23 protein-coding genes are annotated in these 24,253 nt (G+C 70.6%); 16 read left to right on the plus strand and 7 right to left on the minus strand.

The features are described from left to right. Positions 1-172 precede the first annotated feature (172 nt). Both ACWF62_RS19730 and ACWF62_RS19735 read left to right on the plus strand, forming a co-directional pair. Positions 173-667, plus strand: a complete 495-nt coding sequence (locus tag ACWF62_RS19730; RefSeq protein WP_452631108.1) for a PspA/IM30 family protein — start codon at positions 173-175, stop codon at positions 665-667. 39 nt (positions 668-706) lie between these two features. Beyond that, a complete protein-coding gene (locus ACWF62_RS19735) occupies positions 707-886 on the plus strand; it encodes a hypothetical protein (RefSeq protein ID WP_378507775.1) in 180 nt (59 codons plus the stop codon). Between the two features lie 82 nt (positions 887-968). On the opposite strand, the gene ACWF62_RS19740 is transcribed toward ACWF62_RS19735, so the two are convergent. Next, on the minus strand, positions 969-2,624 hold the full coding sequence (locus tag ACWF62_RS19740; RefSeq protein WP_452631109.1) for an acyl-CoA dehydrogenase family protein: 1,656 nt from the start codon (positions 2,622-2,624) through the stop codon (positions 969-971). Next, the gene (locus ACWF62_RS19745) at positions 2,621-3,283 is read right to left on the minus strand and encodes a TetR/AcrR family transcriptional regulator (RefSeq protein ID WP_452631110.1); all 663 of its coding nucleotides are present in this window, start codon (positions 3,281-3,283) and stop codon (positions 2,621-2,623) included. Before ACWF62_RS19745 ends, ACWF62_RS19740 begins: the two co-directional genes overlap by 4 nt. A 123-nt stretch (positions 3,284-3,406) precedes the next feature. Here ACWF62_RS19745 and ACWF62_RS19750 point away from each other — a divergent pair, with 123 nt between their 5' ends. Next, on the plus strand, positions 3,407-4,936 hold the full coding sequence (locus ACWF62_RS19750; RefSeq protein WP_452631111.1) for a class I adenylate-forming enzyme family protein: 1,530 nt from the start codon (positions 3,407-3,409) through the stop codon (positions 4,934-4,936). A 48-nt stretch (positions 4,937-4,984) separates the two neighbouring features. On the opposite strand, the gene ACWF62_RS19755 is transcribed toward ACWF62_RS19750, so the two are convergent. Together ACWF62_RS19755 and ACWF62_RS19760 are read right to left on the minus strand one after the other, a co-directional pair. After that, on the minus strand, positions 4,985-6,133 hold the full coding sequence (locus ACWF62_RS19755) for a hypothetical protein (protein ID WP_452631112.1): 1,149 nt from the start codon (positions 6,131-6,133) through the stop codon (positions 4,985-4,987). Continuing rightward, positions 6,133-7,083, minus strand: coding sequence for a metal-dependent hydrolase (locus tag ACWF62_RS19760; RefSeq protein ID WP_452631113.1), 951 nt, complete (start codon positions 7,081-7,083; stop codon positions 6,133-6,135). Before ACWF62_RS19760 ends, ACWF62_RS19755 begins: the two co-directional genes overlap by 1 nt. Positions 7,084-7,235: 152 nt before the next feature. Here ACWF62_RS19760 and ACWF62_RS19765 point away from each other — a divergent pair, with 152 nt between their 5' ends. The 11 genes from ACWF62_RS19765 (at position 7,236) to ACWF62_RS19815 (ending at position 19,946) form a co-directional block, all read left to right on the plus strand. Next, positions 7,236-7,871 carry a TetR/AcrR family transcriptional regulator gene (locus ACWF62_RS19765; RefSeq protein WP_378507769.1) on the plus strand — a complete coding sequence of 212 codons (636 nt, stop codon included), beginning with the start codon at positions 7,236-7,238 and terminating at the stop codon, positions 7,869-7,871. An 85-nt stretch (positions 7,872-7,956) separates the two neighbouring features. After that, a complete protein-coding gene (gene argC / locus ACWF62_RS19770; RefSeq protein ID WP_452631114.1) occupies positions 7,957-9,018 on the plus strand; it encodes an N-acetyl-gamma-glutamyl-phosphate reductase in 1,062 nt (353 codons plus the stop codon). Then, entirely contained in the window at positions 9,015-10,259 is a 1,245-nt protein-coding gene (gene argJ, locus ACWF62_RS19775) for a bifunctional glutamate N-acetyltransferase/amino-acid acetyltransferase ArgJ (RefSeq protein WP_452631116.1), read from the plus strand. The genes argC and argJ overlap by 4 nt, the downstream gene beginning before the upstream one ends. Beyond that, on the plus strand, positions 10,256-11,191 hold the full coding sequence (gene argB, locus ACWF62_RS19780) for an acetylglutamate kinase (protein ID WP_452631118.1): 936 nt from the start codon (positions 10,256-10,258) through the stop codon (positions 11,189-11,191). The genes argJ and argB overlap by 4 nt, the downstream gene beginning before the upstream one ends. Next, positions 11,188-12,393 (plus strand): acetylornithine transaminase, encoded by a 1,206-nt coding sequence (locus ACWF62_RS19785; RefSeq protein WP_378507765.1) that lies wholly within the window; start codon positions 11,188-11,190, stop codon positions 12,391-12,393. The genes argB and ACWF62_RS19785 overlap by 4 nt, the downstream gene beginning before the upstream one ends. Before the next feature lie 4 nt (positions 12,394-12,397). Further along, positions 12,398-13,339, plus strand: a complete 942-nt coding sequence (gene argF / locus ACWF62_RS19790) for an ornithine carbamoyltransferase (RefSeq protein ID WP_452631121.1) — start codon at positions 12,398-12,400, stop codon at positions 13,337-13,339. Then, entirely contained in the window at positions 13,255-13,878 is a 624-nt protein-coding gene (locus tag ACWF62_RS19795; protein ID WP_378571459.1) for an arginine repressor, read from the plus strand. Before argF ends, ACWF62_RS19795 begins: the two co-directional genes overlap by 85 nt. An 88-nt stretch (positions 13,879-13,966) precedes the next feature. After that, complete coding sequence (locus ACWF62_RS19800) at positions 13,967-15,166, plus strand: argininosuccinate synthase (protein ID WP_378507762.1); 1,200 nt, start codon at positions 13,967-13,969, stop codon at positions 15,164-15,166. Between the two features lie 3 nt (positions 15,167-15,169). After that, a complete protein-coding gene (gene argH / locus ACWF62_RS19805; protein ID WP_378507761.1) occupies positions 15,170-16,624 on the plus strand; it encodes an argininosuccinate lyase in 1,455 nt (484 codons plus the stop codon). Between the two features lie 67 nt (positions 16,625-16,691). Beyond that, positions 16,692-19,670 (plus strand): AMP-binding protein, encoded by a 2,979-nt coding sequence (locus tag ACWF62_RS19810; protein WP_452631123.1) that lies wholly within the window; start codon positions 16,692-16,694, stop codon positions 19,668-19,670. Positions 19,671-19,718: 48 nt separating this feature from the next. Next, positions 19,719-19,946, plus strand: coding sequence for a Trm112 family protein (locus ACWF62_RS19815; protein ID WP_378507759.1), 228 nt, complete (start codon positions 19,719-19,721; stop codon positions 19,944-19,946). On the opposite strand, the gene ACWF62_RS19820 is transcribed toward ACWF62_RS19815, so the two are convergent. From ACWF62_RS19820 to ACWF62_RS19830, 3 genes are read right to left on the minus strand one after another with little or no spacing between them, the layout of a single operon-like run. Further along, positions 19,943-20,542: a TetR/AcrR family transcriptional regulator gene (locus tag ACWF62_RS19820; RefSeq protein WP_378507758.1), complete on the minus strand. Its 600-nt coding sequence runs from the start codon at positions 20,540-20,542 to the stop codon at positions 19,943-19,945. The two genes, ACWF62_RS19815 and ACWF62_RS19820, sit on opposite strands and share 4 nt — an antisense overlap. Continuing rightward, positions 20,539-21,309, minus strand: a complete 771-nt coding sequence (locus ACWF62_RS19825; RefSeq protein ID WP_378507757.1) for an ABC transporter permease — start codon at positions 21,307-21,309, stop codon at positions 20,539-20,541. Before ACWF62_RS19825 ends, ACWF62_RS19820 begins: the two co-directional genes overlap by 4 nt. Next, entirely contained in the window at positions 21,306-22,040 is a 735-nt protein-coding gene (locus tag ACWF62_RS19830; RefSeq protein WP_452631124.1) for an ABC transporter ATP-binding protein, read from the minus strand. The genes ACWF62_RS19825 and ACWF62_RS19830 overlap by 4 nt, the downstream gene beginning before the upstream one ends. An 88-nt stretch (positions 22,041-22,128) precedes the next feature. Between ACWF62_RS19830 and ACWF62_RS19835 the strand changes: the two genes are divergently transcribed. Together ACWF62_RS19835 and tyrS are read left to right on the plus strand one after the other, a co-directional pair. Further along, on the plus strand, positions 22,129-22,773 hold the full coding sequence (locus tag ACWF62_RS19835) for a DNA-3-methyladenine glycosylase (protein WP_452631125.1): 645 nt from the start codon (positions 22,129-22,131) through the stop codon (positions 22,771-22,773). Continuing rightward, on the plus strand, positions 22,770-24,074 hold the full coding sequence (gene tyrS / locus ACWF62_RS19840; protein WP_452631126.1) for a tyrosine--tRNA ligase: 1,305 nt from the start codon (positions 22,770-22,772) through the stop codon (positions 24,072-24,074). Before ACWF62_RS19835 ends, tyrS begins: the two co-directional genes overlap by 4 nt. The last annotated feature ends 179 nt before the right edge of the window (positions 24,075-24,253 follow it).

A 24,253-nucleotide genomic window follows, 5' to 3' on the forward strand; every position in this document is an offset into this window, starting at 1 on the left:
CATTCGTGCGAAGAATAGCTTGTTACCCCACGCGACCGTTGGGGCGGGGGCGAATGTGTGCCCAGGACCCCACCCCCCAGAAACCCCCCCCCCTCCGGGGGGCGGTTCTCCCTCCCCGGTTCCCCGGGCCGGCACGGCTAGCCTGGAATCAGGCCGATTCGAGCGAGGTGTCATGACCGACAAGCAGACCATCGTGGACAGCATGAACGCGTTGTCCGACGACGAGGTGCGGGCGGTGGTCGCGGCGGTGACCACGGGCAGGCCCGCGTTGGCCGCGCTGCACGCCGCGGCCCTCGAGATCCGGCTGGTGCCGGATCCCGTCGGCCCCCCGTCTTCGCCGATCCAGCCCTCGCCGATCCCGCCAACCCCGCAGGTGCCGGAGCCGCCAACGATCATCGACGCGCACGTGGTTCCGGATCCGGCGGGCGGGACGGGTGTCGGGGCGGCGCCGGGTGTCGCGGACGTGACCGGCTACACCGAGACCGGCGTCCCGACCTTCGATGCGGTGCGGGAGAAGATCGAGTCCCGTTCCGGGACCGCCGACGGGGCAGCGGAACTGGATGCTGCCTCCGGTGCGGGAGCGGCCCTCGAGGAGCAGTACGCGGCACGGGAGAGGGCGGCGCAGGAGCGGCTCGCCGAGATCCGCAGGTCGCTGCGTGGGGACTGACGCCGCGTCGGTACGGTGGACGGACCAAACTATGGAGGCGTGATGGTGGAAATTGGTGTCGTGTTCGGGTATGTCGTGGTGATCGCCACGATCGCGCTGGTGCTGTTCGGTGTGGTGGCGATGTTCATTCTGTCCATCAGGGCCAGCCCGTCGACGCAGTCGCTGCCCGACGCAGCCGAGTCGGGGGCGCGGTCGGGTCGGCACGGCCGACAGGACTGACGACCTCACCAGCGGTACCGAATGGCCCATTCGGTCGGTGTCAGCCGACCGAATGGGCCATTCGCGTGTCGTGCGACCGCGGTCAGTGCCGGTCGAGGATGGCCGCGAAGTCGGTGCCCGCGGGGAGGGAGCCGTACTCGAGGTCGCGGGCCTCACCGAGACGGGCCGCGAGGAACGCCTCGGCGACCGCGGTCGGCGCGGTGCGCAGCAGCAGCGAGGCCTGCAGCCCGAGCGCCATCGACGCCGCGACCGACCGGGCCCGCAACTGCGCCTGCGCCTGGTTGAGCGTCGCCAGCTCCGCGAGTGCGGCCCGCATGCGGTCCTGGTGGGCGTCGAACAGGGTGGATGCGCCGCGGGCCTTGGCCAGTTCGGCGTCGAACGCCTGCACCGACTCCGGCTCCCTGGTCATCGCGCGCAGCACGTCGAGGGCGATGACATTGCCGGAACCCTCCCACACCGCCATCACCGGCTGCTCCCGGTAGCGGCGGGCGAGGGGGAACGCCTCGGTGTAGCCGTTGCCGCCGAGGCATTCGAGCGCCTCGTAGGCGTGGTGCGGTCCGCGCTTGCAGATCCAGTACTTCGCGACCGCGGTGGCGAGCCGGCGGAACGCCTTCTCGGTGTCGTCGGCGTCCTCGTCGTGGGCGCGGGCGAGGCGCAGCGCGGTCGCGGTCGCGGCCTCCGACTCGAGGGCGAGGTCCGCGGCGACCGATGTCATCGCGGGCTGGTCGATCAGCGTCGCGCCGAACGCGGCCCGGTGCCGGACGTGCCACAGCGCCTCGGCGACCGCCTGCCGCATGCCGGCGGTGGACCCGTACACGCAGTCCAACCGGGTGCGGGAGACCATCTCGATGATGGTCCGGACGCCGCGGCCCGGTTCGCCGACGAGATGTCCGATGGTGCCGTCCAATTCGATCTCGGAGGACGCGTTCGACTTGTTGCCGAGCTTGTCTTTGAGCCGCTGAATCCGGAAGACGTTGCGGGTGCCGTCCTCGAGGACCCGCGGAACCAGGAAGCAGGACAATCCCTCCTGGCTCTGCGCCAGGATCAGGAAGCCGTCCGACATCGGCGCCGAGCAGAACCACTTGTGCCCGGTCAGCGACCAGGTGCCGTCGGCGTTCGCCGCCGCGCGGGTGGTGTTCGCGCGCACGTCCGAGCCGCCCTGCTTCTCGGTCATCGCCATCCCGAACAGCACGCCGGGCTTGTCACCGGGCGCGGCGAGCGCGCCGTCGTAGCCGCGGGCGTACAGCCGCGGCAGCCACAGCTGCGACAGCTCGGGGGAAAACTCGGCGAGTGCGGGCACGACGGAGTGGGTCATCGAGATCGGGCACGAATGCCCCGGCTCGATCTGCGCGAACATCATGAACGACGCGGCGCGGGCCACGTTCGCACCCGGCTTCGGGTCCGCCCAGGCGGAGGTGTGCGCGCCGTGGCTGACGGCGGCGCCGATGATCCGGTGGTAGGCGGGATGGAACTCCACCTCGTCGATCCGGTTGCCCCACTTGTCGTGTGAGTGGAACTCGGGGGTGATCGTGTTCGCCAACTCGGCGTCGTGCTGGAACGACTCGGTGCCGACGAGCGCGCCGACCTCGGTCAGTTCCTGCTGCGCCCAGTCGGCGTCATAGTGCGCGACGCCCTCGACGAGGGGGCCGTTCGAGGTGTACTCGTTGACGTCCACACGCGGCGGGGCCTGGTTGAACACCTCGTGGGTGCGGAATCCGGACGGTGCGATGGCGGTCATGGGAGTGTTCCTTCGATCGTTGGTGCGGTGCTGCTCGGGTGGTCGGTGTGGCCGATGCCGTGGAAGCAGAAGCGGGTGATCGCGTCCACGATGTCGGCGTCGTCGGTGTCGGTGGTGCTGCCCGCGGTGGCGGGGGACAGGCGTCCGGTGAGGGATTCGCTGATCGCGCCGATCACGGCGGTCGCGGCGACCCCGAGGTGCTGCGCGGGGAACACCCCCGCCGCGACCCCGTCGCGCAGGATCTCCATCGTGAGGGCGTGGTAGTCGGCGCGGTACCCGAGTCGCTCGGCGTCGATGCGCGGGTCGACCGGCTCGAACAGCAGCGACCAGGCGAGCTGACGGCCCCGGATGGCGCGCAGCGCGAACGTCTCGACCAGGGCGCGGAGGCGGTCGGCAGGCTCGTCGGCCGCGGCGACCGCGGCGCGCACGGCCGCGAGTTCCTGGTCGGCGCCGAGCCGGAACACGGCAGCAAGCAGGTCCGCGCTGCCGTCGAAGTACGAGTACACCGATCCGACGCTGACCTCGCAGCGCTCGGCGATCGCCTTCACCGTTGCCGCCGCGAAGCCGCCCGACGCGACGAGGGCCGTCGCCTCGGCCAGCAGCGTTGCCCGGCGCTGGGCCTGCGCGGCGCGCGTCTTCTCCGTCGATCGGTAGGCCATCGCCCGGGCACCCTTTCGGCAAGCTTTGAATCGTGATTCAATCTTTGGTGAGTCGACTGTAGAACGAAACGCCGGCGACGGCAACGGCCACCCCGCGCCGATCGCCCACCTGAGGAGAGTTCGATGAACCTGACCGCCATGCTGGAGAGTGCGGCCCGCAAGAACCCGGATAGGGACGCGCTCGTCTACGGGGACGAGCGTCTCACCTACGCCGAACTGCTCGCCGCATCGAGGCGGGCCGCCGAGGTGCTGCGGGCCCGCGGGGTCGGGAGGGGCGACCGGGTCGCGGTGATGACCTACAACAGCCCCGGTTTCGTGATCGCCGCGTTCGGCGCGTGGCGCGCCGGGGCCGCGCTGGTCCCGGTCAACCACAAGCTGGCGCCGCCGGAGGTGGCGTACCTCCTCGAGCACTGCGGCGCCGCCGTCGGCATCGTCTCGTCGGAGCTGCGGCCCACGGCGGAAACCGGTGCGCCGCAGGTGGACTGGCTGGTGACCGAGGTTGCCGCCGACGCGGGCTGCGAGCCGATGCGGGACTTCGACGCGCTGGTCGAGGCGTCCGGCGAGTGGGAGGGCGTCGAGGTCGACGAGACCGAGGTCGCGCAGGTGCTCTACACCTCGGGCACCACCAGCGCCCCGAAGGGCTGCCTGCACACGCACCGGTCGATCACCACCGTCGCCGCGTACGTGTCGACCACCCTGGGGTACGACCGCGACATGCGGATGCTGATCGCGATGCCGATCTGGCACGCGGCCCCGCTCAACGTCTGCTTCGTCCCGACCATGTTCCTCGGCGGCACGGCCGTGCTGATGCGCGAATACCACCCGGTCGAGTTCCTGAAGATCATTCCGGCGCAGCGGATCACCGCGTTCTTCGGCGCCCCGATCGCCTACCTGGCTCCGCTGCAGGCGGCGGCCGCCGCGGGCATCGACCTCACCGGCCTCGACTTCTCGAGCATGCGGCACTGGATTTACGGCGGTGCCCCGATCGGCGCCGAGGTCGCAAGGAAGCTGCAGCAGGCTTACCGCTCCGAGGACTTCTATCAGGTGTACGGAATGAGCGAGATGGGCCCGGTCGGTACCGCGCTGTACCCGCGCGAGCAGATCGCCAAGGCGGGCTCGATCGGCCGCGGCGGCATGCCGGGGGTGGACCTGCGGGTGGTCCGCCCGGACGGCGTCGACGCCGGGCCGGGGGAGACCGGGGAGATCTGGCTCGCCGGCGACACCCGGATGCTCGGCTACCTGAACAACGACGAGGCCACCGCGGAAGTGTTCGACGGGCGCTGGTACCGCAGCGGGGACGTGGCCCGACTCGACGGGGACGGGTACATCTTCATCGTCGACCGCACCAAGGACGTCATCATCACCGGCGGCGAGAACGTGTACTCGCAGGAGGTGGAGGAGGCCATCCGCCCGCGGGCGGACGTCCTCGACGTCGCGGTCATTGGCAGGCCGCACCCCGAATGGGGCGAGACGGTCGTCGCGGTGGTCGTCACCGCGCCGGACGCGCACCTCGAACTCGACGAGCTGCGCTCGTACCTCTCGGACCGGCTGGCGCGGTACAAGATCCCGCGGGAGCTGGTGCTCGTGGACACGCTGCCGCGCAATCCGTCCGGCAAGCTGACCAAGCACACGCTGCGCGACGCCGTGCTGTGACCGGGGTCGGGTACCGCGACGAGGCGGTACCCGACACCCGGACGAGGGTCAGGCCGGGGCAGCCACCGACTGCGGTTCGGGTGCCGGTGTGTCCGCCGGGCGGGGAACCGTGAATGATGCGGCGACCGTGGCGATCGCGACGGCGAAGCAGCCGATCGTGTACCAGAGGTTGCCGATCGGGTCGCCGTTCGCGGTGACGCCGTCGGTGGCGGCGAAGAAGTCGGGCAGCGCGCTCGCCCACAACGCCCCCATCACCACGATGTACACGATTGCGTAGTACCGGACGAAGTCGTTCGAGTACGCCGGACCGGTCGCGGTGCCGCGCCGCAGCGCCGACCACTGGCGGGCCAGGAGCGGGATCGCGACGACGGTGACGGCGACGAGCTCGGCCGCGTACAGGAACCCGCGCACGGTGTCGCTGCCGAGCCCGCCCACGGTCGCGGGGAGCGGCAGCACAAACACCCCGATCGAGGCGGTCAGGCCGATCACCACGGTCCGCCACACCAGCTGCAGCCCGGAGAACGTCCGACCCGCATCGACGTGCCTGCCGACGAAGAACTGCACGCACAGCGCCAGCGACATCGGCCACAGGGCGGCGAACACCACGACGCTGGGCAGCGGAACCGCGTCGAAGAACGGCAGATTGACCTTATTGTCGAGGGTCCACTCCCACCACCGCAGCTGCGGGCCGAGCTGGTCGAACATCTCATAGAACGCGTGGTGCACGAAGCCGACGCACACCGCGCCGAGGATCACCCCGTACCGCCGGAACACCCCGAGCATCCGGACCAGTTCGAACGCCAGCGTCGCCATCAGCGGGTAGATCGCGACGATGTACAGCGGCAGCCTGCCCCATAGGAAGTCCACCGTGAACACGTTGTGCGCGAACATCGTGCCGAGGTACTCCTCGGTGCCGAACGTGGCAGGGAAGTAGATCGGCGGCTCGATCACGAACAGGAACGCGGTCGCGCCGAACCACAGCACGAGATTCGTCGGATCACCCTGCCTGCGCAGCCGCAGGATCGCGTGGACGAGCGCGAGCACCGCGCCGAGCACGATCATCCATTCGAGCACCGGGAGCGTCCAGTTCTCCAGGTCCGCCGGGTTGCGGAACTCGACCAGGCCGCCCGCCTCCTCGCACGAGAACCCGAGCCGGACCGCGAGATCGGAGAAGGTCGGGCTGCACCCGGCCGCCATCAGATCGCCCCCGCGGTCGCAGGCTCCGCCCGGCCCGGCTGCTCGTCCGCGGTATACCAGCGGGTGCAGTCGTAGCCGGAGTCGTAGCGGTCGAACCAGCGATCGGCAAGCACCGGCAGGTTCTCGTGCGCCGGATCGTGGCCGGGCAACTGGCTGCGGACCGCGCCGGCGAGCGCGGTCAACTGCTCCCGAATGGGCAGGCCGTCGAAGGCACGCGGCATCGGCCCCTTGGTCAGATACGGGGCGACCGCGGTCAGCACCCGCTGCTTGGCCCGGTGACGGGCGAACATCGACATCGAGTCGACCTTCCGCTCGGACAGCGGGACGTGCTGGTTGAACCCGGCGCAGGCGATGCGGATCGCCTTCATCACGTGCGCGAAGATCGACGCGGCCATCCGCATCCGGTACATCTCGTTGCCGACGACGGAGTTGTAGATGACCAGCGCCGAACTGCGGTGCTCGACCTCCTCGACGAAGTGCCACAGGAACAGGGAGGCCACGCGGTCGTCACCGGGCGCGAACAGGGTGGCCTCGTTGTCGAGCATCAGTTTGAACACCGGGGTGAAGGTGGCCTCAAGGTCGGCGGTGTAGGCCAGCCGGTAGTTGATCGAGGTGCGCTCGGTGAGCAGGTCGAACTCGCCGACGACCGCGTCGAGGGTGTTCTGCAGGCCGGGGTAGCTGCGAATCAGGCCAGCGACGTGCTGCCGGTGGGCGGTCGAGTGATGTCCCTCCTGGCGCATGAACGCGACCGCCTCCGCGGCCACCTCCGGGTCGGTGATCAGCGGCTTGGCCTGCAGGATCAGCTTGACGATCATCTTCTCGAAGCCGATGGCGAGGAACGAGACCGCGTTCGCCATCGACGACCACGCGGGATTCTCGGGGTTCCAGCAGAACGGGACGTCCCGGTCCTCGAAGCCGAAGTCCATCTTGCGGGGTTTCAGGTCGGTCATGCGCGATCCCTCTTTTCGTCGGTGCGAGGCGGACCGGCGGGCAGTCGGATCCGCGATGGCTTGGACCATACACAGTGGGCCGGAAGTGTATGATGACATTTGTCGGATCGGCCGCGCGTTCGGATGCCGGGCGTCCTGGTAGCGTCCGCGCGATGGCACGCAGACGAGGATGGGGCGGCTTGCCTCCGGTCGACGATGCCGAGGCGACGCGGCGCATCGTCGCCACCGCCGTCGACCTGATCGGGCAGTCCGGGACCGCGATCGGGATCGCCGATGTCGCGGAGTCCCTCGGCGTCACCCGGCAGACGGTCTACCGCTATTTTCCGAGTTCCGAGGCGGTGATGACCGCTGCCGCGATTGCCTCGGTCGACGACTTCCTCGACCGGCTCGCGGGCCGGGTCGTCGGCCTGACCGACCCGGTGGACGCGATGACCGAGGGCGTCGTGTTCACCCTCACCGACGTGCGGCGCACCCCGCACCTGGGGATCCTGCTCTCCGCGTCCTACTCGGGGGTCCGGCCGGAGGGGCTGACGTCCGAGGCCGCGCAGGCCTTCGGGATGACCATGATCCGGCGGTTCGACGTGGACTGGGAGCGGCACGGTTACGACGACGCGTCGCTTCGGGAGCTGGTCGAGTTCGTGCTGCGCACGATGCAGTCGTTCTTCATCTCACCCGGTGATCCGCAGCGCGACGAGGCGGGCCTGCGCCGCTATCTGAGACGATGGATGGGTGCGGCCATCGCCGCCCAGTCGGCCGTCCCGAAGGGGGTATCCGGTCGGTCTGACTGAATGACGGCGGCATTCAGAGCCCGGGTGGGGGCACGGAACCCGGCCGATCCTGAATGAGCTTGCATGATGGTGCATAATCGTCCATATGGTCACCACAGCAGCCTCCACCGGACCGATCCGCGTCGCGATCGCCGGGGCGAGCGGGTACGCAGGCGGCGAGATCCTGCGCCTGCTGCTCGGGCACCCCGCAAACCGCGAGGGCCGACTCGCGATCGGCGCCCTCACCGCGGGCGGCAACGCGGGCGCCACCCTCGGACAGTTCCACCCGCACCTGCTCCCGCTCGCGGACCGCGTGCTCGAACCGACCACCGTCGACACCCTCGCCGGGCACGACGTCGTGTTCCTCGGCCTGCCGCACGGCAACTCCGCCGAGATTGCAATGGCGCTCCCGGAGAGCACCGTGATCATCGACTGCGGCGCCGACTTCCGGCTCACCGATGCCGCCGCCTGGGAGAAGTACTACGGCAGCCCGCACGCGGGCACCTGGCCCTACGGCCTGCCCGAACTGCCCGGCAACCGGGACCGGCTCGCCGGCGCCACCCGCATCGCGGTGCCCGGCTGCTACCCGACCGCCGCGAGCCTCGCGCTCGCCCCCGCCATCGCCGCGGGCATCGTCGAGCCCCGAGTGAACGTCGTCGCGGTCAGCGGCACCTCCGGGGCGGGCCGCGCCCCCAAGGCCGACCTGCTCGGCTCCGAGGTGATGGGCTCGGCCCGGGCGTACGGCGTCGGCGGCGTGCACCGGCACACCCCCGAGATCACCCAGAACCTGTCCGCGCTCGCGGGCGCCGATGTCACCGTCTCGTTCACCCCGGTGCTCGCCCCGATGCCCCGTGGCATCCTCGCCACCTGCACCGCGGCAACCACCGTCGACCTCGCCCGGGCCCGCGAGGTCTACGAGAAGGCCTACGCCGACGAGCCGTTCGTGCACGTGCTCCCCGAGAACGTCTACCCGCAGACCGGCGCGGTCGTCGGATCGAACGCCACGCAGATCGGTGTCACCGTCGACGAGTCCGCCGGGCAGCTCGTCGTGATCGCCGCGATCGACAACCTCACCAAGGGCACCGCGGGCGGTGCCGTCCAATCCATGAACCTCGCCCTCGGCCTGCCCGAGACCGATGGACTCACCACTGTGGGAGTTGCTCCGTGACAACAGAATCCGACTTCGCAGCGCCGCACGCCGTGGAGACCGCGGGCGGCAGACTGATCCGCACCCAGGGCGTCACCGCGCCCGCCGGTTTCCGTGGGGCGGGCATCGCGGCAGGCATCAAGGCCAGCGGTCGGCCCGACCTCGCGCTGGTCTTCAACGAGGGCCCCGACACGGCGGCGGCCGGCGTCTTCACCGCCAACAAGGTCAAGGCCGCCCCCGTGCTGTGGTCGCAGCAGGTCCTCACCTCCGGAGCGTTGCGTGCGGTGGTGCTCAACTCCGGCGGCGCCAACGCCTGCACCGGCGCGGGCGGATTCCAGGACGCCCACGCCACGGCCGAGCAGGTCGCGGCGACCCTCAGCGACTGGGGCACCGAGACCGGCGCCGGTGAGGTTGCCGTCTGCTCCACCGGCCTGATCGGCGATCGGCTGCCGATGGACAAGCTGCTCGCCGGTGTCACCGAGATCGTGCACGAGCTCGCGGGCGGCATCTCCGGCGGCACCGACGCCGCCTACGCGATCATGACCACCGACACCGTGCCGAAGCAGGCCGCACTGCACCACGCGAACAAGTGGAACGTCGGCGGCATGGCCAAGGGCGCAGGGATGCTCGCGCCGTCCCTCGCGACGATGCTGTCGGTCGTCACCACCGACGCCGTCGCGACCGCGGCCCAGCTCGACGAGGCGCTGCGCGCCGCGACCCGGCTGTCCTTCGACCGCCTCGACGTCGACGGCGCCACCTCCACCAACGACACCGTGCTGCTGCTGGCATCCGGGGCCAGCGGCGTCACCCCCACCCAGGCGGAGCTGAACGCCGCAGTCCTCGCCGTCTGCGACGACCTCGCCGACCAGATGATGGCCGACGCGGAGGGCGTGACCAAGCGGGTCACCGTCACCGTCGCAGGCGCGGCCACCGAGCAGGACGCGCTGATCGGTGCCCGGACCGTCGCCCGCGACAGCCTCGTCAAGACCGCGCTGTTCGGCTCCGACCCCAACTGGGGCCGGGTCCTCGCCGCGATCGGCATCGCCCCGATCGAACTCGACCCGGACCGGATCGCGGTGTCCTTCAACGGGAACCCGGTGTGCATCGACGGCGTCGGCGCGCCCGGAGCCCGCGAGGTGGACCTGACCGGTGAGGACATCGCGCTGCGCATCGACCTCGGCATCGGCGATGCGGAGGTCTCCATTCGCACCACCGACCTCTCGCACGCGTACGTCGAAGAGAACTCGGCGTACTCGTCATGACGGGCGCCCTCGACAGCGGCACCGCCGCGACGACCCTCCTCGGCCTCACGAACAGCCAGAAGGCGCACGTCCTCGCCGAGGCGCTGCCCTGGCTGCAGCGGTTCCACGACAAGATCGTCGTCGTCAAGTACGGCGGCAACGCGATGGTCGACGACACGCTCAAGGCCGCCTTCGCGCAGGACATGGCATTCCTGCGGACCGTCGGCATCCACCCCGTCGTCGTGCACGGCGGCGGACCGCAGATCAACGCGATGCTCGCGCGGCTCGGCATGGCGGGCGAGTTCCGCGGCGGCTTCCGCGTCACCACCCCCGAGGTGATGGACGTGGTCCGGATGGTGCTGTTCGGTCAGGTCGGCCGCGAACTGGTCGGCCTGATCAACGCGTACGGGCCCTTCGCGGTCGGCATCTCCGGTGAGGACGCGCACCTGTTCACCGCGACCCGGCGCACCGTCGTCGTGGATGGCGAACCGACCGACATCGGTCTCGTCGGCGACGTCACCACCGTCGACCCGACCGCGGTCCTCGACCTGATCGCCGCGGGCCGCATCCCCGTCGTCTCGACGATCGCGCCGGACGCCGACGGCGTCGTGCACAACATCAACGCCGACACCGCGGCGGCCGCCCTCGCCGAGTCCCTCGGCGCCGAGAAGCTCGTCGTCCTCACCGACGTCGAGGGCCTCTACACGGACTGGCCCGACCGGGATTCGCTCGCCTCCGTCATCGACACCGCCGCGCTCGAAGAGCTGCTGCCGCGGCTCGATTCGGGGATGGTCCCGAAGATGGAGGCCTGCCTGCGGGCCGTGCACGGGGGCGTGCCGAGCGCGCACGTGATCGACGGCCGCCTCGCCCACTCCGTGCTCCTGGAACTACTCACCGGCGAGGGCATCGGCACGATGGTTGTCCCCTCGACAGACAAGGAAGGCCCCGCATGACCGGCACCTCTGCCCTCCAGCACCGCTGGTCCGGCGCGCTGATGAACAACTACGGCGTCCCGCGGGTCGCGCTCGCCGCTGGCGACGGCGCCGTGCTCACCGATGCCGACGGCAAGCAGTACCTGGACCTGCTCGGCGGCATCGCCGTCAACAGCCTCGGCCACCGGCACCCGGCGATCATCGACGCCGTCACCGCGCAGCTGAACACGCTCGGTCACGTGTCGAACCTGTACGCGAGCGAACCGGCCGTCGCGCTCGCCGAGCAGCTGCTGCACCACCTCGGGGCAGGCCAGGACGGCCCGGTCACCGGCCGGGTGTTCCTGTGCAACTCCGGAACCGAGGCCAACGAGGCGGCGTTCAAGCTGGCCCGGCTCACCGGACGACGCAAGATCGTCGCCGCCGAGCGGGCGTTCCACGGCCGCACCATGGGCGCGCTCGCGATGACCGGTCAGCCGGAGAAGCGGGCCCCGTTCGAGCCGATGCCCGCCGGGGTCGAGTTCGTGCCCTACGGCGACATCGCCGCCCTCGATGCGGCCGTCGACTCCGACACCGCCGCGGTGATCCTGGAGCCGATCATGGGGGAGTCGGGGGTCGTGGTCCCGCCGGAGGGGTATCTGGTGGAAGCCCGGCGGATCACCGCCGAGCGCGGCGCGCTGCTGATCCTCGACGAGGTGCAGACCGGTATCGCCCGCACCGGCTGGTTCTACGCCCATCAGGCGTCCGGGATCGTGCCCGACGTGATGACCCTCGCCAAGGGGCTCGGCGGCGGCCTGCCGATCGGCGCGTGCATCGCCACCGGCGCGGCGGCCGACCTGTTCGGTCCCGGCAAGCACGGCACCACCTTCGGCGGGAACCCGGTGTGCGCTGCCGCCGCGCTCGCGGTGCTGCGCACGATCGAGCAGGACGACCTGCTCAGTCACGTCGACGCCCTCGGCAAGTCGCTGTCCACGGACATCGAGGCGCTCGAACACCCGCTGGTCGACCACGTCCGCGGCGCGGGCCTGCTGCTCGGCATCGTGCTCACCGACACCGTCGCCCCGGCCGTCGAGGCCGCCGCCCGCGACGCCGGGTTCCTCGTCAACGCCGCCGCGTCCGACGTGATCCGGCTCGCGCCGCCACTGATCCTCACCGAGGAGCAGGCGCAGGGATTCGTCACCGCGCTCCCCGAAATCCTGAACACCGCTGTCGCGGAAGGGAAGTGACGTCATGTCGATCAAACACTACTTGCGGGACGACGACCTCACCCCGGCGCAGCAGGCCGAGGTGCTCGACCTGGCCGCGGCGCTGAAGAAGGACCCGTTCGCGAAGCAGACCCTCGCCGGGCCGCGGGCCGTCGGGGTGATCTTCGAGAAGAACTCCACCCGCACCCGGTTCTCGTTCGAGGTCGGGATCGCGCAGCTCGGCGGGCACGCCGTCGTCGTCGATGGGCGCAGCACCCAACTTGGCAGGGAGGAGACCCTGCAGGACACCGGCCGGGTGCTCTCCCGCTACGTCGACGCCGTCGTCTGGCGCACGTTCGGGCAGAAGCGACTCGAGCAGATGGCCGCCGGGGCAACGGTTCCCATCGTCAACGCGCTGTCCGACGAGTTCCATCCGTGCCAGGTGCTCGCCGACCTGCAAACCCTGCGCGAGCACAAGGGGGAGCTGAAGGGGCTGAAGCTGACCTACCTCGGTGACGGCGCCAACAACATGGCCCACTCGCTGCTGCTCGGTGGCGTCACCGCGGGCATCGATGTCACGATCGCCGCGCCGGACGGCTTCGCGCCCGCATCATGGATCATCGACGCGGCGCGCGCCAGGGCAGCGGAGACCGGAGCCACGATCACCGTCACCGACGACCCGAAGGCGGCGGCCGCGGGCGCGGACGCACTCGTCACCGACACCTGGACCTCGATGGGGCAGGAGAACGACGGGCTCGACCGGGTCGGCCCCTTCCGGCCGTTCCAGATCAACGCCGACCTGCTCGCGACCGCGGCGCCGGACGCGGTCGTGCTGCACTGCCTGCCCGCGCACCGCGGTGAGGAGATCACCGACGACGTGCTCGACGGCCCGCGGTCGGTGGTATGGGACGAGGCCGAGAACCGCCTGCACGCGCAGAAGGCGCTGCTGGTCTGGCTGCTCGAGCATCGGGACGGGTCGCGGCCGTGACCACCGCCCGGTCGCGCGAGCTGGCCGCGCCGCAGTCGCGGGGCGCGCAGGCGAAGCCGGTCGCCGTCGCACCAACCCGGGCCGGGCGGCAGGCGCGGATCACCGCGCTGCTCTCGGTGCACGAGGTCCGCAGCCAGCCGGAGCTCGCCGCGCTGCTCGCGGCGGAGGGCATCGAGGTCTCGCACGCCACCCTGTCGCGGGACCTGGAGGAGCTCGGCGCGGTGAAGCTGCGCGCCGCCGACGGCGGGGCGGGCGTGTACGTCGTCCCCGAGGACGGCAGCCCGGTGCGCGGGGTGTCCGGCGGCACCGACCGGCTGTCCCGGCTGCTGGGGGAGCTGCTGGTGTCCACCGACGCCAGCGGCAACCTCGCGGTGCTGCGCACCCCGCCGGGCGCCGCGCACTACCTGGCGAGCGCCCTGGATCGGGCGTCGCTGCCGGAGGTTGTGGGAACCATTGCCGGGGATGACACCATTCTTGTGGTGGCCCGGCAGCCGCTGACCGGCGCGCAGCTCGCCGACATGATCGAGAAACTGGCCTGACCGGGCATTTCGTTCGGATTCGGCAGGCCATCGATCGACACAACTGAATAATCTCGAGAAGTGACAACCCCAAAGGAGCACACAGACCATGGCTGAACGCGTCGTACTCGCCTACTCGGGCGGGCTGGACACCTCCGTGGCCATCAGCTGGATCGGCAAGGAGACCGGCAAAGAGGTCGTCGCCGTTGCCATCGACCTCGGCCAGGGCGGCGAGGACATGGAGGTCGTGCGTCAGCGTGCCCTCGACTGCGGCGCCGTCGAGTCGGTCGTCGTGGACGCCCGCGACGAGTTCGCGAACGAGTACTGCCTGCCGACCATCCAGGCGAACGCGCTGTACATGGACCGGTACCCGCTGGTGTCCGCGATCAGCCGTCCGCTGATCGTCAAGCACATCGTCGAGGCGGCGCGCGCGCACGGCGGCACCGTCGTCTCGCACGGCTGCACCGGCAAGGGCAACGACCAGGTCCGCTTCGAGGTCGGCTTCGGCGCCCTCGCGCCCGACCTCGAGGTCATCGCGCCGGTCCGCGACTACGCGTGGACCAGGGAGAAGGCGATTGCCTTCGCCGAGGAGAACGGCATCCCGATCAACGTCACCAAGCGGTCGCCGTTCTCGATCGACCAGAACGTGTGGGGCCGCGCGGTGGAGACCGGCTTCCTCGAGGACCTGTGGAACGCGCCGACCAAGGACGTCTACGACTACACCCAGGACCCCACCCTCAACTGGAACACCCCCGACGAGCTGATCATCAGCTTCGAGGCGGGCAAGCCGGTCGCGATCGACGGCAAGCCGGTCACCGTCCTCGAGGCCATCCAGGAACTCAACACCCGCGCCGGCGCGCAGGGCGTCGGCCGCCTCGACGTCGTCGAGGACCGTCTCGTCGGCATCAAGAGCCGCGAGATCTACGAGGCGCCCGGCGCGATGGTGCTGATCACCGCGCACCAGGAGCTCGAGCACGTCACCCTCGAGCGTGAGCTCGGTCGCTACAAGCGGCAGCTGGAGCAGCGCTGGTCCGAGCTGGTGTACGACGGCCTGTGGTTCTCCCCGCTCAAGGACGCGCTGGACACCTTCGTCGCGAAGACCCAGGAGCGGGTCACCGGCGACATCCGGCTGTTCCTGCACGGCGGTGCGATCACCGTCAACGGCAGGCGCAGCTCGCAGTCGCTGTACGACTTCAACCTCGCCACCTACGACGAGGGCGACACGTTCGACCAGTCGTACGCGAAGGGCTTCGTCAACATCCACGGCCTGTCCTCCAAGGTCGCGGCGAAGCGCGACCTGGGTCTGTAAGAAATGACCGACGCTCACGGAACCAACGAAGGCGCGCAGCGTCAGGGCGCGACCGTCGCCGGCGCGCTGTGGGGCGGCCGGTTCGAGTCCGGACCGGCCGCCGCCATGGCGGCGCTGAGCAAGTCCACCCACTTCGACTGGGTCCTCGCGCCCTACGACGTGCGGGCGTCGACCGCGCACGCGAAGGTGCTGCACGCCGCCGGGCTGCTCGGTGACGCGGACCTGGCCACCATGCTCGACGGTCTCGACCGGCTCGGCGCCGACGTCGCGAGCGGCGCGTTCGTGCCCGCCGACTCCGACGAGGACGTGCACGGGGCGCTCGAACGCGGCCTGATCGACCGCGTCGGCCCCGAGGTCGGTGGCAGGCTCCGGGCGGGTCGCTCCCGCAACGATCAGGTGGCGACGCTGTTCCGGATGTGGCTGCGGGACGCCGCCCGTCGGGTCGCGGCCGGGGTGCTGGACGTCGTCGACGCCCTCGCCACCCAGGCGGCGGCGCACCCGGACGCGGTGATGCCGGGCAAGACGCACCTGCAGGCCGCGCAGCCGGTGCTGCTCGCGCATCACCTGCTCGCGCACGCGCATCCGCTGCTCCGGGACGTGCAGCGGCTGGTCGACTTCGACGCGCGGGCCGCGGTGTCCCCGTACGGGTCCGGAGCGCTCGCCGGCTCGTCGCTCGGGCTGAATCCGGACGCGATCGCCGCGGACCTCGACTTCGACTCCGCCGCGGACAACTCGATCGACGCCACCTCCTCGCGGGACTTCGCCGCCGAGGCCGCGTTCGTGTTCGCGATGATCGCGGTCGACCTGTCCCGGATGGCCGAAGAGGTGATCATCTGGAGCACACCGGAGTTCGGCTACATCACGCTCGCCGACGCCTGGTCGACCGGGTCGTCGATCATGCCGCAGAAGAAGAACCCGGACGTCTCCGAGCTCACCAGGGGCAAGGCGGGGCGCCTGATCGGCAACCTGACCGGTCTGCTCGCCACCCTCAAGGCGCAGCCGCTCGCGTACAACCGGGACCTGCAGGAGGACAAGGAGCCGGTCTTCGATTCGGTCGCCCAGCTCGAACTGCTGCTGCCCGCGATCACCGGTCTGGTCTCGACCCTCGAGTTCCATACCGACCGGATGGCGGAACTCGCGCCCGCCGGGTTCACCCTCGCCACCGACATCGCGGAATGGATGGTCCGTCAGGGCGTTCCGTTCCGCGTCGCGCACGAGGCGGCCGGTGCGTGCGTTCGGGTCGCGGAGGCCCGCGGGGTTGGCCTCGAGGACCTCACCGACGATGAACTCGCCGCCGTCGATCCCGCGTTGACCCCGGCGGTGCGGGACGTGCTCACCGTGCAGGGGTCGATCGCCTCCCGGAACGCCAGGGGTGGCACCGCAGGCGTTCAGGTGGCGCGGCAGCTGGACGGTGTCCGGGAGTCCGCGTCCGGACTGCGGGACCGGATCGGCAACTGACCGATCCTCACTGCCGCGCGCGAATACACTGTGCCGGAACATCGGCGGAACGAGTGGGGGCGCGGCAGTGAGTTGGTCCGAAATTCTGAACGGTTCCGTTCGCCGCGTGGTCGCGACCGCGCAGAACGGTCTCGAGGTCGTCCGCCTTGGCGGCCTCGAGACCGAGGCGCGGCCCTCGGACTTCACCGTCGTCGCGCGCACCCCGATGTACCGGCTGCGCCACTACTTCGCCGACCGGTCGGGCGACGCGGACCCCACCGGGCCGCCGATCCTGCTGATCCCGCCGATGATGATGGCCGCCGATGTCTACGACGTCACCCAGGACCAGGGTGCGGTCGGCATCCTGCACTCGATGGGCCTGGACCCGTGGGTCGTCGATTTCGGGTCTCCGGACACCGAGGAGGGCGGCTGGGACCGCACTTTGGCCGACCACATTGTCGCGATCAGCGAGATCGTCGACCGGGTTCACCGGGACACCGGCCGGGACGTGCACCTGTCCGGCTACTCGCAGGGCGGCATGTTCGCCTACCAGGCCGCCGCCTACCGGCGCTGCCGCAACGTGGCGTCGCTGGTGACGTTCGGGGCGCCGGTGGACACCCTCGCCGCGCTGCCGTTCGGGATCCCCGGCGACGTCGCCGCGCCCGCCGCCGACTTCCTCGCCGACCACGTCTTCAGCCGCTGGGCCATCGCGGGCTGGATGGCCCGGACCGGATTCCAGCTGCTGGATCCGGTCAAGACCGCCAAGTCCCGGATCGACTTCCTGATGCAGCTGCACGACCGGGAGGCGCTGCTGCCGCGGGAACCGCAGCGCCGCTTCCTGTCCCAGGACGGCTGGGTTGGCTGGTCCGGTCCGGCGATCGCCGAACTGCTCAAGCAGTTCGTCGCCCACAACCGGATGGTCTCCGGCGGCTTCGTGATCGGTGACCAGCTCGTCTCGCTCGCCGAGCTCACCTGCCCGATCCTCGCGTTCGTCGGGGAGGTGGACGACATCGGGCAGCCCGCAGCGGTCCGCGGGATCCGCAGGGCGGCTCCCCGCGCGCAGGTGTTCGAATCCACGATGCGGGCCGGGCATTTCGGCCTCGTCGTTGGCTCGATGTCGGCGAGTCACACCTGGCCGACCACCGGCGACTGGGTGCGCTGGCGGTCCGGTCTCGGGCCGCGCCCCGACGGCATCGCGGAGATGATCACCGAGTGCCTGCCCGCCGCGGAGACGGGCGTGTCGGTCACGGACCGGCTGCTGCACACCGGGGCGTCGGTGGCCGAGGTGGGGGTCGGGGCGGTGCGCGGTGTCCTCGGCGCGACCGCACAGGCCGTGCGCGGCAGCCGCGAGCTGTCCGCGGAGGCGGCGCGGGCGCTGCCGCGGCTGGTCCGGCTCGGTCAGGTGCAGCCGCACACCACCATCTCGCTCGGCAAGCTGCTCGCCGAGGCGGGGGAGAAGAACCCGCGCGGGGAGTGCTTCCTGTTCGACGACCGCGCCTACACCAACGAGGCCGTCAACGTCCGGATCGACCACGTCGTCAAGGGGCTGATCGCGTCCGGTGTCCGGCCGTCCACCCGGGTGGGCGTGCTGATGGAGACCCGGCCGAGCGCGCTCGTCGCGATCGCCGCACTGTCGCGGATTGGCGCCGTCACCGTCCTGCTGCCCCCGACCGAGGACCTCGCCCCCGCGGCGCGGCTCGGGCGGGTCGCCACGATCGTGTCCGATCCCGACAACCTGCGCAGCGCGGAGCTGTTGGGTCCGCCGGTGCTGGTCCTCGGCGGTGGTGAATCCCGCATCCTCGACCTGGAACCCGGCTCGGAGACGATCGACCTCGAGAAGATCGACCCCGACGAGATCTCGCTGCCCGCCTGGTACCGGCCCGATCCCGGCCGGGCCAACGAGCTCGCCTTCGTGCTGTTCGGACGTTTCGGCGGCGAGGTCGAGGCCAAGCACATCACCAACCACCGGTGGGCGCTGTCCGCGTTCGGCACCGCGACGGCCGCGAATCTCGGCGGCGGCGACACGGTGTATTCCTTTGCGCCGCTGTATCATTCGTCGTTGCTGCTCGCGACCCTCGGCGGTGCGATTGCCGGCGGATCGCGGATCGCGCTGGCCCGCGGTCTCGACCCGGACCGGTTCGTCACCGAGGTGCACCGGTATGGGGTCACGGTGGTCGCCTACACGTGGACGATGATGCGGGACCTGGTGGACACCCCCGACTCGGCGCTCGACTCCTCGCACCCGATCCGGTTGTTCGTCGGCTCCGGCATGCCCCGCGGGCTGTGGCTGCGGACGATGGAGCGGTTCGCGCCCGCCAGGGTCCTCGAGTTCTACGCCTCGACGGAGGCGGCCGTCGTGCTCGCGAACGTGTCCGGAGCCAAACCGGGAGCGAAGGGGAGGCCGCTGCCCGGCAGCACCCCGGTGAAGATTGCGGCGTACGACCCGGTGGCGCAGCGGTTCCTCGAGGACGGTCGCGGGTTGGTCCGCGAGTGCTCCGTCGGCGAGGTGGGACTGCTGCTGGGGCAGGCGACGTCCACGGAGGCGGTCAGCGGCGCGATGCGGGGCGTGTTCGCGGCGGGCGACGCCTGGGTGCCCACCGAGCACCTGTTCCGCGTCGACGGCGACGGCGACTACTGGCTGATGGACGACCGGAACACCGTCGTCTGCACGCGCCGCGGGCCGGTGTACGGCGAGCCGATCGGTGCGGCACTCGCCGCGTTGGACCAGATCGACCTCGTCGTCAGCTACGGGGTCATCGCAGGCGGTGCGGAGCTCGCGGTGACCGCGGTGACCCTGCACCGGGACCGTTCCCTGACCGCGGCGGACCTCGCCGATGCCTTCGCGGAAATCGACCCCGACCAGCATCCCGACCTGGTGCACGTGATCCCGGAGATCGCGTTGAGCAACTCCTACCGGCCGCGGCGCAGCGCATTGCGGGCGGCGGGTCTGCCGAAACCGGGTGTGCGGGCCTGGTTCTGGGACCAACGCGAACTCCGCTACCGGCGCCTGACTAAGGCCGTCGTTGCGGACCTTCAGCAGCGGGGGAGTCGGGCGCCGGCCGGGTAGCGGGTAGCCTGACCGACGATCCGTGAACCGAACGTGAGAGGACCTTCCGTGGCGCTCGATCCCACCCTGTTGAGCATCATCGCCTGCCCGCAGGACAAGGGCCCGCTCCTGCTGGTCGGCGACGAACTTCTCTACAATCCGCGGCTGCGGCGCGCGTACCCGATCGAGGATGGCATCCCGGTGCTGCTCGTCGACGAGGCGCGCGATGCCACCGACGCCCAGCACGAGGACTACCTCGCCCGCGGCGTCGACTCGTCCTCCCAGCAGTCGCGTTAACCGAGATCGCCGGTCAGGTACCGCTGCAGGGTCGGTGCGACCAGGTGCACCACCCGATCCGGGGGCAGCGTCGCGAGCGGCTCGAGTTCGAGGATGTAGCGGGTGACCATCAGCCCCGCCATCTGCGAGGCCACCAGGGAGGCCCGCAGGTCGGCGCTGCCCACCGGGTCGTCGACGCGGTGCCCGATCTCGGTCAACACCACCTCGGTGAGGAAGCTGCGGACCAGACCCACCGACTCGCCCGTGATCGCCGACCGGAACGCGGCAAGCAGACCCTCCCGGTGCGGCGACTCCCACACCCCGACGACCGCGCGCAGGAACCGTTCGCCGATCTCCTCGACCGGGGCGTCGGCCACCCCCGCGAGGACCATCGCCGGGTCCGCCGGGATGGCGATCGCGGCGAGGAACAGGGCCCGTTTGGTGCCGAAGTAGTGGTGCACGAGGGCCGGATCGACCCCCGCATCCGCGGCAATCGAGCGCACCGAGGTCCGGTCGAACCCATGCTCGGCGAACCGGCTCCGCGCCGCACCGAGGATCGCGTCCCTGGTGCCGGAACTGCCCGGCCTGCGCCCCGTCCGGGTGGTCGCACGGGTCACGGGGTGCGCCTGCGGAGCGTCGCCGCCGCCAGGCACAGCGCCACGATCGCGAACCCGACGACGACGGCGATGTCCCGCCACATCAGGGCCGTGGCACCGGGATGGGCCGCGACCTGCTGCAACGCGTCCACCGCGTAGCTCAGCGGCATCACGTTCGACGCCCACTGCAGCCATTCCGGTAGCTGGTCGCGCGGCACCAGCAGGCCGCACAGGAACAGTTGCGGGATCACAATGACCGGCATGAACTGGACGGCCTGGAACTCGGTGCGGGCGAATGCACTGCACAGCAGTCCCAGCGCGACGCCGAGGACGGCGTCGACCACCGCGATCAGCACCACCCAACCGACGCTGCCGACCGTCGTCAATCCGAGCAGCCCGAACGCGACCAGGCAGGCGATGACCGCCTGCGCGGTCGCCGCGAGCGAGAACGCCGTGCCGTAGCCGCCGAGCAGGTCGAGCTTCGACATCGGTGTGGTCAGCAGCCGCTCCAGCGTGCCGGAGCTGCGTTCACGCTGCATCGCGATCGACGTGATCAGGAACATCACCACGAACGGGAGGATCCCGAGCATGGTGACCGCGATCCGGTCGAACAGCGGGACCTGTCCCGGCGGTGTCGGGACATTGACGTAGAGGTAGTACAGCAGCGTCATCAGCAGCGCGGGCACCAGCAGGATCATCGCGACGGTCCGGTGGTCGCGGCGCAGTTGCCGCAGGATGCGTACGGTGCTCGCGCCGTAGATGCGCGGGGTAACGAGTGGCGTGTTCACGACTGCTCCTGCACTTCGCGTTCGCGGATCAGGGTGAGGAACGCGTGCTCGAGGCTGGTCTCGCGGGTCTGCTCGAGCAGCGCTGCCGGGCTGAGCTGGTCGAGCAGGTAGCCGTCCCGCATCAGGAGCAGGTCGTGACAGTGCTCGGCCTCGTCCATCACGTGGCTGGACACCAGCAGCGTGGTCCCGGCGGCCGCGAGGTCGCCGAAGCGTCCCCACAGATCCGCCCGCAGCACCGGATCCAACCCGACGGTGGGCTCGTCGAGGATCAGCAGTTCGGGTTCGGCGACCAGCGCGCAGCCGAGCGACACCCGGCCCCGCTGCCCACCCGACAGGTCGCCGGCGGGGACGTCGGCCTTGTCGGCCAGGTCGAGGGCATCGATCGCGTCGGCCACCGAGCGCGGCGGCCTGCCGTACAGCGCCGCGAAGTATGCGATGTTCTGCCGTACCGACAGATCGAGGTACACGGTGGGGGATTGGGTGACGTAGCCGACGCGGTCCCGCAGGAGGCTGGAGCCCGCGGGCTCACCGAGCACGGTCACCGTGCCGGACGCCACGATCTGTGTCCCGACGATCGCGCGCATCAGCGTGGTCTTGCCGCAGCCCGACGGGCCGAGCAGCCCGGTGATGCTGCCGGCGGGGATGTGCAGGTCCAGTCCGTGCAGGACCTCGACGCCGCCGCGGTGCACGACGAGGCCGTCGATCGCGACGGCCGGTGACGGTGCGGGCATCTCGTCCTCCAATTCATCGAGTGATGAAATCATCGTGTGATGAATTATCGGTGTCGGGGAGGTCGCCGGTCAAGGGCACAATCGCGGCATGACGACCGAGTACTCCCGCTCGCCGGAACTGACCGAGCGGGCCCTGTCGGCGGCCGATCCGGTGCAGGCCGCACACCTGGTGCTCGGCGCGGTGCTGGCGGTCGACGCGGTGCGGTTGCGGATCGTCGAGGTCGAGGCATACGGAGGGGACCGGGCGGGCCCGTGGCCGGACCCCGCGGCACACTCCTACCCGGGCCCGACGCGACGGAACGCGGTGATGTTCGGCCCGGCAGGCCGGCTCTACGTCTACCTCAGCCACGGCCTGCACCTGTGCATGAACGTCACGTGCGCACCCGAGGGGACGGCGGGCGCGGTCCTGCTCCGGGCGGCCGAGGTGATCGACGGGGAGGCGGAGGTCCGGGCCCGGCGAACGCCGGGTCGGGCGCTGCGCGAGCTGGCCCGAGGTCCGGGGAACCTCGGGCAGGCCGCCGGAATCAGCCTGGGTGACAACGGTTCACCGCTGTTCGATCGGAACGCCCGCATTCGTCTCGAGCCAGGCGACGCGGTGCGGGTCGACGCGGGCCCGCGGGTCGGGATCACCCACGCGCCGGACCGGCCGTGGCGACTGTGGGACGCCGGTTCGGATGCCGTGTCGGCCTACCGTCGCAGCCCGCGTGCGCCCGCCGTGCGGAGTGCGGGATGATCGACGTCGTGACCGACAACATCGTCCCGACCGAGAACATCATCGACGAACTGACCTGGCGTGGGCTGATCCAGCAGTCCACCGACATCGACGCCCTGCGTCGTGACACCCAGGCAGGTCCGGTCACGCTGTATTGCGGTTTCGATCCGACCGGTCCCAGCCTGCATGCCGGCCACCTCGTCCCGCTGCTCGCGCTCAAGCGGTTCCAGCGTGCGGGCCACACGCCGATCGTGCTCGCCGGCGGCGCGACCGGGCTGATCGGCGACCCCCGCGACGTCGGTGAGCGGGTGATGAACTCCACCGACACCGTCGCCGACTGGGCGGAGCGGATCCGCGCCCAGCTCGAACGGTTCGTCTCCTTCGACGGCGACAACGCCGCCATTGTCGAGAACAACATGACCTGGACCGGCAAGCTCACCGCCATCGACTTCCTCCGGGACCTCGGCAAGCATTTCTCGGTGAACGTCATGCTCGCCCGCGAGACCGTCAAGCGGCGCCTCGAGTCGGACGGCATGTCCTACACGGAGTTCAGCTACATGCTGTTGCAGGCCAACGACTACCTTCAGCTCCGCCGGGAACGCGGCTGCACGCTGCAGGTGGGTGGCTCGGATCAGTGGGGCAACATCGTCGCCGGCGTCGAGCTGAACCGGCGGGTGGACGGGGAATCGGTGCACGCGATGACCGTCCCGCTCGTCACCTCGTCGGACGGCAAGAAGTTCGGGAAGTCCACCGGCGGCGGCAGCCTCTGGCTCGACCCCGAGATGACCAGCCCCTACGCCTGGTACCAGTACTTCGTGAACACCGGTGACGCCGACGTGATCCGCTACCTGCGCTGGTTCACCTTCCTCGGCCAGAGCGAACTGGCCGAACTCGAAGTCGAGGTCGCCGAGCGGCCGCAGGCCCGGGTCGCGCAGCGACGCCTCGCCGCCGAGATGACGACCCTGGTGCACGGCGCGGACAACACCGCCGCGGTCGAGCTCGCCAGCCAGGCGCTGTTCGGCAAGGGCGAGATTCGTGACCTGGACGAAGCGACCCTCGCCGCCGCCCTGACCGAGGCCTCGGTGGGGCAGGTTCGGCCCGGCGAGCCGAGCACCATCGTCGATCTCCTGGTCGCGAGCGGACTGTGCGATTCCAAGGGTGCAGCGAAGCGGACCGTCAAGGAGGGCGGCGCATACGTGAACAACGCGAAGGTCGCCGCCGAGGACTGGACCCCCGAGGGGACCGACCTGCTGCACGGCCAGTGGCTCGTCATCCGCCGCGGCAAGCGCAACTTCGCGGGCATCCAGGTGCTGCCCGCCTGATCCTGTTCCTGTCCGGAGGGCGTCGTCGTCCCGCGTGAGCGGGAGGGCGGCGCCCTCTGCGCATGTGCTGGCCCGAACGGCCGAGTGTCCGGCGTCACATCGGTCGGATTCGGGTGTCTGCGGGGTGATCGGGGTGGGTGACCTGCGTGTTTGTGTCCGGTCATGGTGGTTGACCAGCG

Source organism: Rhodococcus sp. NPDC054953 (assembly GCF_053609225.1).

Coding starts and splice junctions, on each gene's coding strand:
- ACWF62_RS19740 (WP_452631109.1), bottom strand. CDS start 2,624: ATGACCGCCATCGCACCGTCCGGATTCCGCACCCACGAGGTGTTCAAC.
- tyrS (WP_452631126.1), top strand. CDS start 22,770: ATGATCGACGTCGTGACCGACAACATCGTCCCGACCGAGAACATCATC.
- ACWF62_RS19800 (WP_378507762.1), top strand. CDS start 13,967: ATGGCTGAACGCGTCGTACTCGCCTACTCGGGCGGGCTGGACACCTCC.
- argF (WP_452631121.1), top strand. CDS start 12,398: ATGTCGATCAAACACTACTTGCGGGACGACGACCTCACCCCGGCGCAG.
- ACWF62_RS19745 (WP_452631110.1), bottom strand. CDS start 3,283: ATGGCCTACCGATCGACGGAGAAGACGCGCGCCGCGCAGGCCCAGCGC.
- ACWF62_RS19750 (WP_452631111.1), top strand. CDS start 3,407: ATGAACCTGACCGCCATGCTGGAGAGTGCGGCCCGCAAGAACCCGGAT.
- ACWF62_RS19785 (WP_378507765.1), top strand. CDS start 11,188: ATGACCGGCACCTCTGCCCTCCAGCACCGCTGGTCCGGCGCGCTGATG.
- ACWF62_RS19795 (WP_378571459.1), top strand. CDS start 13,255: ATGGGACGAGGCCGAGAACCGCCTGCACGCGCAGAAGGCGCTGCTGGT.
- ACWF62_RS19765 (WP_378507769.1), top strand. CDS start 7,236: ATGGCACGCAGACGAGGATGGGGCGGCTTGCCTCCGGTCGACGATGCC.
- argH (WP_378507761.1), top strand. CDS start 15,170: ATGACCGACGCTCACGGAACCAACGAAGGCGCGCAGCGTCAGGGCGCG.
- argB (WP_452631118.1), top strand. CDS start 10,256: ATGACGGGCGCCCTCGACAGCGGCACCGCCGCGACGACCCTCCTCGGC.
- ACWF62_RS19730 (WP_452631108.1), top strand. CDS start 173: ATGACCGACAAGCAGACCATCGTGGACAGCATGAACGCGTTGTCCGAC.
- ACWF62_RS19755 (WP_452631112.1), bottom strand. CDS start 6,133: ATGGCGGCCGGGTGCAGCCCGACCTTCTCCGATCTCGCGGTCCGGCTC.
- ACWF62_RS19760 (WP_452631113.1), bottom strand. CDS start 7,083: ATGACCGACCTGAAACCCCGCAAGATGGACTTCGGCTTCGAGGACCGG.
- ACWF62_RS19835 (WP_452631125.1), top strand. CDS start 22,129: ATGACGACCGAGTACTCCCGCTCGCCGGAACTGACCGAGCGGGCCCTG.
- ACWF62_RS19830 (WP_452631124.1), bottom strand. CDS start 22,040: ATGCCCGCACCGTCACCGGCCGTCGCGATCGACGGCCTCGTCGTGCAC.
- argC (WP_452631114.1), top strand. CDS start 7,957: ATGGTCACCACAGCAGCCTCCACCGGACCGATCCGCGTCGCGATCGCC.